The organism is Streptomyces sp. NPDC001851 (assembly GCF_040297165.1).
Taxonomy (GTDB): domain Bacteria; phylum Actinomycetota; class Actinomycetes; order Streptomycetales; family Streptomycetaceae; genus Streptomyces.
The window spans coordinates 155,812-168,695 of record NZ_JBEOYR010000015.1; the positions used below are offsets into that span (position 1 = coordinate 155,812).

Genomic DNA, 12,884 nt, shown 5'->3' on the forward strand with positions numbered 1-12,884 from the left:
GTCAGGCCCGCACCCCGGCGGTCACGGCAGGCGTGAGTCCCGCCCCGAGTGGGGCGGGGCGGGACCGCACGCCCCCGGTCAGCGGACCGGCTTGAGGCCGGTGATCTTCAGGGTCTTCACATCGGACTGCACGTCGATGGTGGTGACCTCGGCGTGCGGCCCGTCGCTCCAGGTGAGCGTGACCCGGCTGGTGGCGTGGCCCGCACCGGAACCGGCGGAGGTCACCTTCCACTTCACCGGCACGTTCTGGGCGAAGAGGATGCCGTCGGCGTGCTCCTTCTTCTCGAAGGCCGCCACGTTCTTCTGCGCGGCGGCGGAGAGGTAGAAGGCCCGCAGCGCCTTGTCGGCGTCGCCCGCGGACTTGTCGTCGGTGGACCAGACGGCATCGATGTAGGCGCCGTAGAAGTCGGCCACGTGCTGGGTGACGTTGCGCGGGTCGCCCTGGGAGGACACGGCGGCGGCGCGGGTGGTGTGGCTCGTGCCGGTGCCCGCGAGGGCGGGCGCCACGGCGGCCAGGGTGAGGCCGCCGGCGAGGGCCACTGCGGTGAGGAGGGTCTTGCGGCTGCGAACGGACATGTGTCTCATTCCCCCGGTTTCGTACGTCCGGGCTGATCCCGGCCGTCGACGGACCTTAAGACCTCATTTCCCTCGCACCGGTTCCGCTTCTCCCGGCTTTTTTCCCACTCCCGTCAGGAAACATGAGACAGCCGGAAGGTTGTGCCGGATTCCGGTCGGGTTTCCGTGCCCTTTCGGTCACTCCGCATCGGGGCGGGCGAGAGGCGGGGCCGGGGTCCGGGAGGTGGGTGCGGACCCCGGCCCCTGGTCTGCGGGGCCTGCCGGTCGCCCTGGCAGGGCTTGCCCGACGGCTTGTCAGGGCTTGCCCGACGGCCTGTCAGGGCTTGCGGGCGACCGCGCCGTACATCGCGATGTCCTCGTCGCGGATGTCCTTTTCGCCGGTGCCGTCGGGGTGCCACTTGTGCACCTGGACGATGCCGGGTTCGGCCAGATCCAGTCCCTCGAAGAACTCATGGGCCTCGTCGAGGGTGCGCAGCCGCATCGGCATGTTGCGGGCCGCGTACTCGCGGGCGACCCGGCCCACCTCCTCGGGGGCGAACTCGGCGGTGCCGATGGACATCGCGAGGTGGCTGCCGGACGGCAGCGGCTCCAGCAGCCGGCGCACGACACCGACCGCGTCGTCCTCGTCGAGCATGAAGTGGACGATGGCGATGACCGTCAGCGCGACCGGCTTGCTCAGGTCCAGCGTCTCGCGCAGCTCCGGGGCGTCCAGGATGGCCGCCGGGTCGCGGAAGTCGGCCTCGATGTACGACGTCCGGCCCTCCGGCGCGCTGGCGAGCAGGCCCTGGGAGAGGGTGAGGACGATCGGGTCGTTGTCGACGTAGACGACCCGGGACTCGGGGGCCACGGCCTGGGCGATCTCGTGCAGGTTGGGGGAGGTGGGGATGCCGGTGCCTATGTCCAGGAACTGGCGCATGCCCGCCTCCTCGGCCAGCCAGCGCACGGCGCGGTTCATCCAGTCGCGGTTGGCGCGCATGTGGACCGGGAGCGCGGGCCACTCCCGGGCCATGGCGTCACCCGCCTCCTTGTCGGCGGGGTAGTAGTCCTTGCCGCCGAGGATGTAGTCGTAGATGCGGGCGGAGTGGGCGTTCTCGGTGTCGATCCGGTCGGCCGGCCATCCGTTGTCGGGCAACGCCTTGTCTCCCATTCGGGTCGAGGGGTGGGGGCTCGCGTACGCACAGGCGGGTGTGTCACAGCTCCTTGCGGATCGCGCCGAGCAGGGCCTCCGTCTTCCTGGCCGGCGCGGCCTGGGCGCCGAGCCGGTCCAGCGCCTCCCGGTACACCACCACGTCGTCGGCCTTGTCGAGGTAGACGGCCCCGACCAGACCGCTGAGGTAGACGATGTCGGGCAGTTCGCGGGCCCGGAAGCGGAAGAGGTGGTAGGCGCCCGCTCGAAGCGCCGGGTGCGGGCCGTTGGCGAACGGCATGAGCTGCAGGGTGACGTGGGGCAGACGGTTGACCTCGACGAGGTGGTCGATCTGCGCCCGCATCACCTGCGGTCCGCCGACCGGCCAGCGCAGCACGGTCTCGTCCATCAGCACCCACACCCGCGGCGGCGCCTCGCGGGCCAGCAGCTCCTGGCGGCGCATGCGCAGGGCGACCCGGCGTTCGGTGGCCTCGGCGGAGGCGTGCGGATGGTCCGCGGCGAGCAGGGCGCGGGCGTAGTCCTCGGTCTGCAGCAGGCCGTGCACGAACTGGTTCTCGTACGCGCGGATCTGCAACGCGGCCTGCTCCAGGCTGAGATAGGCGGCGAACCAGTCGGGCATCACATCGCGGTAGGTGTGCCACCAGCCGCGCTTGTTGGCCTCGCGCACGGACTGCAGGAAGGTGTCGATCTCGTCCTGGTCGGTGACGCCGTAGACCTGGAGCAGCTTCTCGACGTCCGCGAGCCGCAGCCGGGCCACCTTGGCGGACTCCATACGGCGGATCGTGGAGTGGCTGACCCCGATGGCGGCGCCCGCCTGTGCGTAGCCGAGACCGGCCCGGGTGCGCAGTTCCTCCAGTTGCCGGCCCAGGATCATGCGCAGGACGGAGGGGGCGCCGCCCCAGTCGGTCTCCTCGGTCACGCCCCGCACCCCCTCACCAGGTCACACGGACACCGTTGCACATGATCGCTTTCCCAGCTCATTCGATCACGTTCTGACCGAAGCAGCATGCACGTGGCTACTTGCAAATTTCAACTTGCCGGTTGCGGAGTGTTGTTGGCGGGTGCCACAGTGGACTCACTGCTCCGGCTGACCAAGGAGCGGGCGGCGCGGCCGGGTTGGGGGAGATCGGGCCGCACCACGGCCTCGCGGGAGGCGGTGTGCCGTCTGCTGCGCGAGCGGCCGGCCACAGCGGCGACCCCCCACGCGAAGCCGGACGAAAGGCGCACGGCGATGGCTCCGCCCTCCCTCCCCCCACCGCTCCACCGACCGCCCGGGGACCGGAGACCACCCCTGGCGTCAAGTCCGCTGCGCCTGCCCTCGGTACGCCCTCGGCACCGGCCCACGGGCGACCCGGCCCGCACCCCGTCCTTGGACTCCCTGAAGCCCCCGCACCGGGACCCCTCCGACGCGGAGCAGACCCCCCGGGCCCGGAACACCACCGACCCGACACTCCGGCTCCCGGCCCCGGCCGACGGACCGCGCCACACTCCTGCCCCCGCCACCCGGCCACAGCAGGCTCCGGACTCCCCCGACAGGTCACACACCGTCAGGGACACGGCCGCCCCGGCCCACCAGGCTCCACGAACCCCCGACAGGGCACACCCCGTTCCGGGCGGCACCGGCGCGACCCACCGGACGCCGGCCCCGGCCGACCAGCCGGTTCCCACTCCGGACACGCCCGACCGGGCCCCCCGCATTCCGGACGGCACCGACCGGCCGCACCGCCCACCGGACTCCCCCAACGGGTCACTTGTCGTCGCGGACACACCCGCCCCCGTCCACCAGGCTCCACGAACCCCCGGCAGGGCACACCCCGTTGCGGGCGGCACCGGCGCGACACACCGGGCGTCGGACAGCGCCGGGTCGCCGGATGCCGTTCCGGACACCGGCGGCCGGTGGCCGCGCCGGGGGCCGGACCGTGCGGAGGGGCGGGACCGGCGGGCAGACGCGGCGGCCGGCGCCCCGGGGCGGGACCCGGACACCGGCGACCACCCGCTCCCCGCGGCGGACGCCGTGGAGCTTCCGCACCGGCCGCCGGTTCCGGCCGGTGTCCACAGACCGCCCGGAGGCGAGCGCCTCGGTCGACTCCCTGGGCCCGTCGGCCCCGACCGGCTCGCCTCCAGGGCCCCGCTGTCCCGCTGCGCCGCCGCCTTCGACCTCCCGGCCCGGCCGGCGGCCGTCGGCACGGCCCGCCGTGTCGTGCGGCATCTGCTGACCGCCTGGGACCTGCCGGAAGAACTCCGGGACGACGCGGTCCTGGTGACCTCGGAGCTGGTGACGAACGCCCTGGTGCACACGGCCGGCCGGCGGATCTCCTGCCGGCTGCACGGCACGGCGGACCGGATACGGATCGAGGTCGAGGACCGGGAGGGCGGCCCCGCGCTACCGGTGGCGCGCCGCCCCGGACCCGACGACCAGCACGGGCGCGGCCTGTTCCTGGTCGAGGCGCTGAGCCTCGACTGGGGCGTGACGCCGCTGCCCGGCCGGCCCGCCCGAGTCGTCTGGGCGGAGTTGCCGTCCCGGCACGGCTGAAGCCACGCCCGCCGGTCCGGCCCCGCCACCCTCCCCGGACCGTCCCCCCACTCGTCCGAAGGATTCCCATGCGCCCCACCGCACCCGTCCCCGCCCCGTCCGCCGACCCCTCCTGGACCCGCACCCACAAGCCCGGCTCCCAGGAACACGCCGGCTGAACCGGAACGCCCCACGTGTCAGGGCGCTCCACCCGGCCCCGCCCGTCTCGACACGGCAGGGCTGCGGACACGGGACGCCCCGCCCGGCCCCGCCCGCCACCGCGGCCGCCGCCCACGGGCCGAAACACCCCCGCCCCTGCCCCGCCCACCGCCGAAGCCCGGTACATTCACCGCCGGTGCGGGGCGTCCGCATCCGTCGGGGCTCGGGGTCGTGCGGGTCCGGGTCCGCCACGCGGAGCGTTCCGTCGGGGGTGTGCATGGTCTGGTCGGTGATCCGCCGGAGGCGGGCCTCATCCGGGCTGCCCGCGCCCGGACGGTGCGAGCCCGGATGCGGCCGGCACGCCCTGGCCACCGAACGGCTGCTGCTGTTCACGCCCCGGACCCGGCTCGACGTGGCGGCGGCGCTCGCCGCCAGCGCCGACGCCGAGGCACAGCGCTGGCTCGGCACCCAGGCGGACCAGGTCCTCCCGGATCCCGGCACCCGCAGGGCCCTGCTCGCCTGGCGGCCCGCGGGCGACGACGGCCGCCGGGTACCCCGGCGGCTGGCGCAGCCGTACGTGCCCGGCCCGGACGATCCGCTGCTCCTGGTCTGTGTGCGCAGATCCGACCTCGCCTACGCCGGCGCTCTCGAACTGGAGCACCGCACGGGCGAGATGGGCGGCTGGCTGGCGCCGGCCTGCCGCGGCCAGGGCCTGGGCGCGGAGCTGTTCCGCGCGGGCGCGGCACTCGCCCACACCCACGCCGGACTGGCCACGGTCCGGGCGGGCGCGGAGCCCGGGAACACCGCGAGCCGACGAGCCCTGGCCCGCGCCGGCTTCGTGGCGGACGAGGGACCGCGCCGGCACACCCTGCCCGACGGCCGTGTGGTCGACGCCGTCTGGCACCGCCACGACAGCACGGCGGCCTCCCGCTGCCGCTGACCACCCACTGACCACCCGCTCGCCCGCCCGTCCGGCGTCGCGAGCCATCCACCCCCCACCTTTCTTGGAGAGCCGACGTGACAGACACCGGATTCAGCCCGGAGCGCATCGACACCGGCAAGCCGCACTCCGCCCGGATGTACGACTGGTACCTGGACGGCAAGGACCACTACCCCGTCGACGCCGAGGCCGCTCAGCGGGTGCTGGAGCTGTTCCCGGGGGTCAAGGACACGGCCTGGGCCAACCGCGAGTTCATGCACCGGGCCGTCCGCTTCGTGGCCCGCCAAGGCGTCGACCAGTTCCTGGACGTGGGCACCGGGATCCCCACCGAGCCGAACCTGCACCAGATCGTCCAGGCCGTCACCCCGAGCGCCCGCGTGGTCTACGCGGACAACGACCCGATCGTGCTGCGGCACGCCGAAGCCCTGCTCCACGGCACACCCGAGGGCCGTACCGCCTATGTGCACGCCGACGTCCGGGAACCGGAGCGGATCGTGGAGTACGCCCGCGAGCATCTGGACCTCACCCGGCCCGTGGGCCTGTCGCTGATCGCACTGCTGCCGTTCGTCACCGACGAGCAGGACCCGCACGGCGTCGTCCGTGCGCTGCTGGACCCCCTGCCGTCCGGCAGCCACCTGGTGTTGTCCCACGGCAGCGGCGAGTTCGACCCGGAGGTCCGGGAGCGAGTGGAGGCGGTCTACCGCGCCGGCGGCACCCCGGTCCAGGCTCGCCCGCTCACCGAGGTGACCCGCTTCTTCGACGGCCTGGAGCTGTACGAGCCGGGGGTCGTGCCGGCCCCGCACTGGCATCCGGAGCCGGGGATGCGGGTCCTCGGGGAGCAGCCGGTGTACGTCGGGGTGGCCCGCAAACCCTGAGGTGAGCCCGGGCTCGCAGCGGCGCCCGCCGGGCGGCGGGCCGTCTTCGGCCGTCCAGGCCGAGGGCGGCCGCGGCCCGCACCGTCGTTCTCGGCCGGCGCCGCGGCACCCGTGCCGAGGGAGCCCGCCGGCCCTCACGCCTGCGGCATCAGCCCCGCCGCGACCGTGGCTCCCAGCTCCCAGCACGCCTGGGTGCCGGCCTTGCCGGGCTCGCCGGTGACGGTCACCGCGTCGGCCGCGCGGCGCCAGCCGAGGCCGGTGGTAACGGCTTCGATGGCGCGGACGGCACCGGTGACGTCGTTGCCGCCGTGGACGTAGTAACCGAACGGCCGGCCCCGGGTCTCGTCCAGGCAGGGGTAGTAGATCTGGTCGAAGAAATGCTTCAGCGCACCGGACATGTAGCCCAGGTTCGCCGGGGTGCCGAGCAGATAGCCGTCGGCCGCCAGGACGTCGGAGGCGGTCGCGGACAGGGCCGCCCGCCGGACGACGCGGACGCCCTCGATCTCCGGTGTGGTGGCCCCGGAGACGACGGCTTCGAACAGCGCCTGGCAGTGGGGCGACGGGGTGTGATGGACGATCAGCAAGGTAGGCACACCCCGCACCCTGCCGTGCGCCCGTGTCCCCTCGCAAACGGCGGGCTTGGCAGGCGGCGCGGCGGGGTAGAGGCTGTGCACGGGAAGGACGGGAGGGGCTGCCGTGACCGGTACGGACGCGCCTGTGGCCGGTGTGCTCCCGGAGCAGCTGCCGGGCGGCTACCGGTGCCGGCCGGCCGTCCTCGCCGACGCGGACGCGATCCACCGCCTGGTCGCCGCGTGCGAGCGCGCGCTGGACGGCAGCGCCGTGACGGGCGCCGACCGGATCACCGCCGAACTCACCCTGCCGGGTGTGCGGCCGGAGCGCGACACGCTGCTCGTGCACGACGGGGCGGGCGGGGCCGCCGGATTCGGCTGGGTGCGGGGGCCGCGGGCCAGGGTCCAGGTGCATCCCGCCCACCAAGGGCGGGGCCTCGGCGGTGCGCTGCTCGCCTGGACCGAGTCCCGGGCCCGGGAACAGGGCAGTGACCGGATCGCGCAGACCGTCTCCGACACCGATCGCGCCGCCGCCGCGCTCCTGCGGGCCGGCGGGTACTCCCGGCTGGTCATCGAGTGGCTGCTGGAGATCGCGCTGCCGGTCGAACCGGAGGTGCCCGATCCGCCGGCGGGCATCACCGTACGACCGTTCCGGCACGGCGACGAGCAGGCCGTGTACCGGCTCACCGAGGACGCGTTCGACGAGTGGCAGCCACGGCGGAAGAGCTACGCGGAGTGGGCCCGGCACACCGTCGAACGCGCCGCCTTCCTGCCGGCGGCCTCACCGGTGGCCCTCGCCGGCGACCAGCTGGTCGGGGCGGTGCTGTCCCTGGACGTGCCGGGCCATGACGAGGGATACGTCGAGCGGGTCGCGGTACGGCGCGACCACCGCGACCGGGGCATCGCCCGCACGCTCCTGCGGGAGGCGTTCCGCACCTTCCACCACCGGGGCAGGTCCGCCTGCGCCCTGTGGACGCACTCCGGCACCGGCGCGCTCTCGCTCTACGAGCGCCTCGGCATGACGGTCCGGCGCAGCTCCACGGTCTATTGCAAGGCGCTCGTCACCGGCGGGCCCGTCACCGACTGGCCCGTCACCGGCTGGCCCGTCACCGGCTGACCGGGGCCGACCGGCGCGGGAAACGGCGTCCGGCGTTGTCGGTGCACTCGGTTACAGTGACGCCCCTCAACAGGAGGGGAGAGGGACGTGCAGGTCAGGGTGGGGTCCGTGCGGGGCACAGTGGTCGTGGCGGTGGCGCTGGCGGCGGTGCTCGGGGGGTGCGCGGAATCGGCGGACGGTGCCAAGAAGAGCGCGTCCGGCAGATCGCCGAGCGCCCGGAGCGAGGGGGCCGACGGGACGGCGACAGCGAGCGGCGGTTCGATCGGCGCGGCCGGTTCGAGCTGCGAACTGCCCGTCCGATTCGACATCGCCAAGGACTGGAAGGCCAAGCCGGTCGACGCCGAGAAGGAGCTGTCGAAGTCCTCGAAGGGCTCCGGCGGCGACCTGAGCGGGGCGCTGGCCGACGCCTTCCTGCGCCAGGGGCCGGTCACCACGGCTTGCGAGATCGACGCCAAGCCGGCGGGCCACATCGGCTTCCTGCGCGTGTGGACCGGCAAGCCCGGGGACGCCGACGCGGGCAGCGTGCTGCGCCGGTTCGTGGCCGCGGAGGACCACGTCAGCAAGGAGAAGTACCACTCCGTCAAGACCGGCGGCGGTCTGGGCGGTGTAGAGGTGGAGTACCTCTACACCAGCAAGCTCCTGGAAGAGACCAAGAAGGAGACCGCCCTCGCCGTCAGCACGCCCGACGGCCCGGTCGTCCTGCACCTCGGCGGCATGGACAGCGAGGAGCACGACGCGATGCGGCCCGCGTACGAACTCGCCAAGCGGACACTCAAGCTGGGCTGAGCAACCCGCCGGGCGGCGGTGCCGCCGGCGGCGGTCAGTAGCGCAGGCGCCTGGCCCGGAGCAGCATGATCAGGCCCGACAGGGCGAGCAGGATGCCGAGGGCCGCGGGCCACACATGCGCCCCGGTCTCCGCGAGTGCGCCCTGCTTGCCCTGCGGTTGGGGCTGCGCGGAGGCGGGCGGGAGAGGTCCGGCGCCGGTGGCCTCTGCCGGCGGGGACTGGACGGGCGTGGCCTGGGTGGGCGTGGCCTGGGTGGGCGTGGACTGAGTGGGCGTGGTCGGTGCCGGCTCGGTGGCACTGCTCTGCTTGGCGGGGTGGTGGGCCTGTCGGGTGGGCTGGTCGGCTGTGGCGGGCTCGTCCGCCTTGGCAGGCTGGTCCCCCTTGGCGGGCCGACCGGGCTTGGCCGGCTCTTCCTGCCGGGTGGGCGTTTCCTGCCGGGTGGTGCGGTGCGGTGTGGTCGTCGCGTCGGTCCTCGGCTTCTCGGTGGGCTGGGCCGCCGAGGACGCCGGTGCGGAGGCGGCGGTGCCGCCGGGCTGCTCCGTCGTGCCGTCGCCCGGGGCGGCCGTAGCACCGGAGCCGGAGCTCGCCGTGGGGGCCGGCGTCGTACCGGAGCCGTCGCCGCCGTGGCCGCAGGTGCGGCCGGAGTTGATGCAGTCGACCATCTCGCGCATCAGGTCCTCGTCGAAGACGTTGATGAAGTCGCCGTGATCGGTGACGGGCTTGTGCAGTTGCTCGGGGAAGGAGTCGACGGCGAAGAGCGGCTCCGTACGGCCGCCGTCCTGCAGGCTCGGTGCCTTGACTCCGTAGACGATGCGCTGCACCAGCTGCGGAATGGCGCGGAAGCCGGCCGGACAGGAGCCGTCGGGAGCGGTGAAGGCCACATGGGTGCGGTGGTTGGCACTGTCGATGTTGCGGCCGTCCCAGCAGCTCTGGAACCGGAAGGTACGCACCACGTCGCTGCCCGGCGGACACAACGGGTACTTGTCCTTCAGCTGCCGGTCCTCGTAACCGGTGCAGCTCCAGGACGCGTTGGCGTTGCCCGGCCCGTTGACGAAGGCCTTTGCGTCGCCGGTGATGATGCGCAGGAAGCGCGGCATGGCGGTGACCTTGCCGCGCGGGCTGCCCACGAAGGTCAGCGTGACCTGCTTGGGCGTGACGATCTGCCCCGCGTTGCCCTCCGTGCCGCCGCCCGGTGACCCGGCGTCACGTTCCTGGGTGCCGTTCTGCAGGCGCAGCACCGGCCAGTAGTACGTGGACCTGTCGCCCTGGTCGACGCAGCTCGTCCCGGCCCGCGCCAGGTCGTCGTCGCTCGCGAAGGCGTTGTTGCCCTGGTTGCCGACGTAGTCGTGGAAGTGGTGGGCGCCGTTGGAGACCCCGGGGGCGACGATGACGTTGTCGGAGTTGCGCAGACCGTTCGCGTTGACGCCGCAGTCGGAGGAGAAGGTGCCGCGGGAGGCGTCGGCCTGCTGGGGCGGGGTCGGCATGCCGGGCTCTACGGAGGTGATGTCCGCGTAGTCGGAGACGACCGGTCCGTTGCCGCCCTGGCCGGCACCGGTCTGCTGGACGCCGCCGGTCGGGGTGGCGGTCGGCTGAGCGCTGTCACCCGCGCCGCCGCCGGCGGGGCGCAGGGTGCAGGCGGCCAGGGCCTCCAGGCCCTGCGGGCGCTGCCCCACCCGGTCGATGGCGTCGGCGATCCGCCCGATCGCCGCGGCCCGCTGCTCCTTCAGCGGGTTCATGATCGTGTCGTCGATGGAACCGGAGGCACGACCACCCATGACCTGACCCGTGGCCGGGCTCGTGCCCTGATTCGCGGCCTGCCCGGTGAACTGCCCCGACTGCTGCTGGAACTGCCGGTACGCCGCCGCCGTCTGCCGGTCCAGCAGGGCGAGTTCGCGGTCCACGTCGGGACGGGCCGGGTCCGGTACGGCGGTCAGCCGGCTGCCGACATCGGGGCAGTCGATCGTCGCCATGCCGGCGGACAGGACGTGACCGGTGCCGTGCGCGCCGGGCCCGTCGCCCCAGCCCTCGGTGGCCGAGGCGTAGACGTTCGCCGCGACAAGGCCGCCTCCGCCCAGCATCAGGGCGACCGCCGCCAAGGTCGCGCGTCGTGCGCCGGTCGGGCGTCTGCGGTTGTTGCGTGCCAAGGTCGTCCCCTGTGTGGTGTGTGCGCCTGGTCGGGCATGGAGCTCCCCGGCTTCATACGCAGGGCGGCGACGATGTGTTCAACGGCCTCGTGAATTCACCGGTACCTCACAGGAACGTGCGGCCGCTTCCCCTTCCCTTTCGAACGTCACCACGAACATCACAAATACGTATCGGACATTCCACGCCTCAACCTTCACACGAGGTACACACGTTGGTTAGGTTGACGCGAGGCCGCCCGGCGCTCGACGGAGCCGGACGAGACGGCCCAACTGCCCTGCGGGGCAAGGAAGGAGCATGTCTTCCATGGCGCCGGAGAGCCGCGACGAGGTTCCGCACCGGGACGAGGTCCGGCAGCGGATCAACTCCCTCTACGACCAGGCCGAGAAGGCGACCGGGAACTACAACGCCACCCGGGCCATGGCCTCGGTGACGCGCTCGCGGGGCGTTCCGCTGGCCAAACGGCCGGGCCGGCGGCCGGATCCCGCCCTCGACGAGGTCGCCCGGCCGTGGTTCGACATGGCGCGTGCCCAGCTCGGGCCGACCGTCCCCGCCGTACTGCCCGCCGACCGGCTTCCCGGCCGCCCGGCGCCTGGGCGTTCCCGGGAGCGGAGGGGCGGCGGTGTTCCGGACGGCACACCGGACGCGCCGGGAACAGGTCTGCCGGATCGGCGGCCCGAGGCCCTGGAGCGCGCCGCCGGCCGCGCGGTGGCCGAGCTGACGGCCGGCCCGGCACCGGACCCCGAGCAACTGGCCCTCGCCGCACGAGCGGGCGGGCGCGCGGCCCTGCCCGCTCCTCGCCGTCCCGAACTGCCCGGTCTGGCTGGAGAGTTGACGCTGCCGGCCGCTGCGGCCCCGATGGGGGCGGAAGCGCAGGCAGTAACAGCCGGTCTCGATGCGCCGCGACCGGCACCGGGGACTCCCGGGCTCGGTCTCCCGCCGCAACCGGCCGGCCCGGGCCCCGTCGAGACGGCGGCCCTCCCGGTGGCCGGGCCGTCCGCGCCCCAGGGCATCCCGGCTCAGGAGCCCTGGGCGCTCCCCGGCCCCACCGCGCCGGGCCGCCCCTCCCCCGCCGCGTCCAAGGCCGGCAACCAGCGCAAGCTGGCCGCAGCCAGCGATGTGATCTCCCGGTACGCCGCCCAACTCGTCGGCGCTCTGGCCGTACCGCCCGCGTCCGTCACACCCATGCCGTCCGCGTCCGTCACGGCCACGTCGCCCGTGTCCGCCACGGCGGCACCGCCCGCTTCCGTTTCGGTCACACCCGCCACGCCGGTTACGGCCGTACCGCCTACGCCCATGACACCCACACCGGCCGCGCCGGTTTCGGCCTCACCGCTCGCGCCCCTTGAGGCCGAGCCGCCCGCTTCCCTTGCGCCCGCACCGCCCACGCCGGTCACGGCCGCACCGCCGACTCCCCTCACAGCCACGCCCGTTCCGCCCCCACCGCCAACCGCCCTCACGGCCACGCCCGTCGTGACCGCGCCCCCCGCGCAGCCCTTCTCGGACCCCGGAACCGGTCAGTGGCAGCAGCCGCAGTGGGTGTCACCGGGCGGGACGGTGACCGCGACGCCGGCCGAGGACGCCTGGTCCACATGGTCCACCACCGGGGTCTCCGCGACGGATACCGGTTCCTTCGCGCCCCTCTCCGAGTCCTCTTCGGCCGTACGGGCCGCCAAAGCCGTCGCGTTCGCCAGAGCGCAGATCGGGAAGCCCTGTGTGTGGGGTGCGACGGGGCCGGACTCGTACGACTGCTCCAGTCTGACCCAGGCCGCCTGGAGGGCCGCCGGGGTCACGCTGCCGCGGGCCGCGCACCAGCAGGCGCTCGCCGGTGCCCCGGTCGGCCTCGCCGACGTCGAGCCCGGCGATCTGGTCCTCTTCTTCGACGACGACCGGCACGTGGGTCTCCATGTCGGCGGCGGCATGATGGTGCACGCACCGGGCCCGGGGTCGTCGATCCGGGAGGAGTCGATCTACGGCGCCGGCGAGTCGGCGATCCACCGGATCGTACGGCTGGCCTGACCGTTCCACGGGAGAGGAACACCCCGGAGCATAAGGCGGCACG

11 protein-coding genes are annotated in these 12,884 nt (G+C 73.9%); 6 read left to right on the forward strand and 5 right to left on the reverse strand.

The window, feature by feature from the left end:
- Positions 1-78: 78 nt before the first annotated feature.
- The 3 genes from ABT171_RS23300 to ABT171_RS23310 form a co-directional block, all read right to left on the reverse strand.
- Entirely contained in the window at positions 79-576 is a 498-nt protein-coding gene (locus ABT171_RS23300) for a hypothetical protein (RefSeq protein WP_351246723.1), read from the reverse strand.
- A 316-nt stretch (positions 577-892) separates the two neighbouring features.
- On the reverse strand, positions 893-1,708 hold the full coding sequence (locus tag ABT171_RS23305) for an SAM-dependent methyltransferase (RefSeq protein WP_351246725.1): 816 nt from the start codon (positions 1,706-1,708) through the stop codon (positions 893-895).
- A 58-nt stretch (positions 1,709-1,766) separates the two neighbouring features.
- A complete protein-coding gene (locus ABT171_RS23310; RefSeq protein ID WP_351246727.1) occupies positions 1,767-2,642 on the reverse strand; it encodes a Sco1979 family transcriptional regulator in 876 nt (291 codons plus the stop codon).
- 450 nt (positions 2,643-3,092) lie between these two features.
- Between ABT171_RS23310 and ABT171_RS23315 the strand changes: the two genes are divergently transcribed.
- The 3 genes from ABT171_RS23315 (at position 3,093) to ABT171_RS23325 (ending at position 6,209) form a co-directional block, all read left to right on the forward strand.
- Entirely contained in the window at positions 3,093-4,256 is a 1,164-nt protein-coding gene (locus tag ABT171_RS23315; protein ID WP_351246729.1) for an ATP-binding protein, read from the forward strand.
- Between the two features lie 427 nt (positions 4,257-4,683).
- A complete protein-coding gene (locus tag ABT171_RS23320; protein WP_351246731.1) occupies positions 4,684-5,334 on the forward strand; it encodes a GNAT family N-acetyltransferase in 651 nt (216 codons plus the stop codon).
- Between the two features lie 77 nt (positions 5,335-5,411).
- Positions 5,412-6,209 (forward strand): SAM-dependent methyltransferase, encoded by a 798-nt coding sequence (locus ABT171_RS23325; RefSeq protein WP_351246733.1) that lies wholly within the window; start codon positions 5,412-5,414, stop codon positions 6,207-6,209.
- A 134-nt stretch (positions 6,210-6,343) separates the two neighbouring features.
- Here ABT171_RS23325 and ABT171_RS23330 read toward each other — a convergent pair whose 3' ends face one another.
- Positions 6,344-6,802 carry a flavodoxin family protein gene (locus ABT171_RS23330; protein ID WP_351246735.1) on the reverse strand — a complete coding sequence of 153 codons (459 nt, stop codon included), beginning with the start codon at positions 6,800-6,802 and terminating at the stop codon, positions 6,344-6,346.
- 103 nt (positions 6,803-6,905) lie between these two features.
- Here ABT171_RS23330 and ABT171_RS23335 point away from each other — a divergent pair, with 103 nt between their 5' ends.
- Both ABT171_RS23335 and ABT171_RS23340 read left to right on the forward strand, forming a co-directional pair.
- Positions 6,906-7,895, forward strand: a complete 990-nt coding sequence (locus ABT171_RS23335; protein ID WP_351246737.1) for a GNAT family N-acetyltransferase — start codon at positions 6,906-6,908, stop codon at positions 7,893-7,895.
- An 87-nt stretch (positions 7,896-7,982) separates the two neighbouring features.
- The gene (locus ABT171_RS23340) at positions 7,983-8,681 is read left to right on the forward strand and encodes a lipoprotein (RefSeq protein WP_503076246.1); all 699 of its coding nucleotides are present in this window, start codon (positions 7,983-7,985) and stop codon (positions 8,679-8,681) included.
- 34 nt (positions 8,682-8,715) lie between these two features.
- Here the strand turns inward: ABT171_RS23340 and ABT171_RS23345 are convergent, their stop codons facing one another.
- Positions 8,716-10,758, reverse strand: a complete 2,043-nt coding sequence (locus ABT171_RS23345) for a DUF1996 domain-containing protein (RefSeq protein WP_351246852.1) — start codon at positions 10,756-10,758, stop codon at positions 8,716-8,718.
- 361 nt (positions 10,759-11,119) lie between these two features.
- On the opposite strand from ABT171_RS23345, the gene ABT171_RS23350 reads away from it, so the two are divergent.
- On the forward strand, positions 11,120-12,841 hold the full coding sequence (locus tag ABT171_RS23350; protein WP_351246739.1) for a C40 family peptidase: 1,722 nt from the start codon (positions 11,120-11,122) through the stop codon (positions 12,839-12,841).
- Positions 12,842-12,884 lie beyond the last annotated feature (43 nt).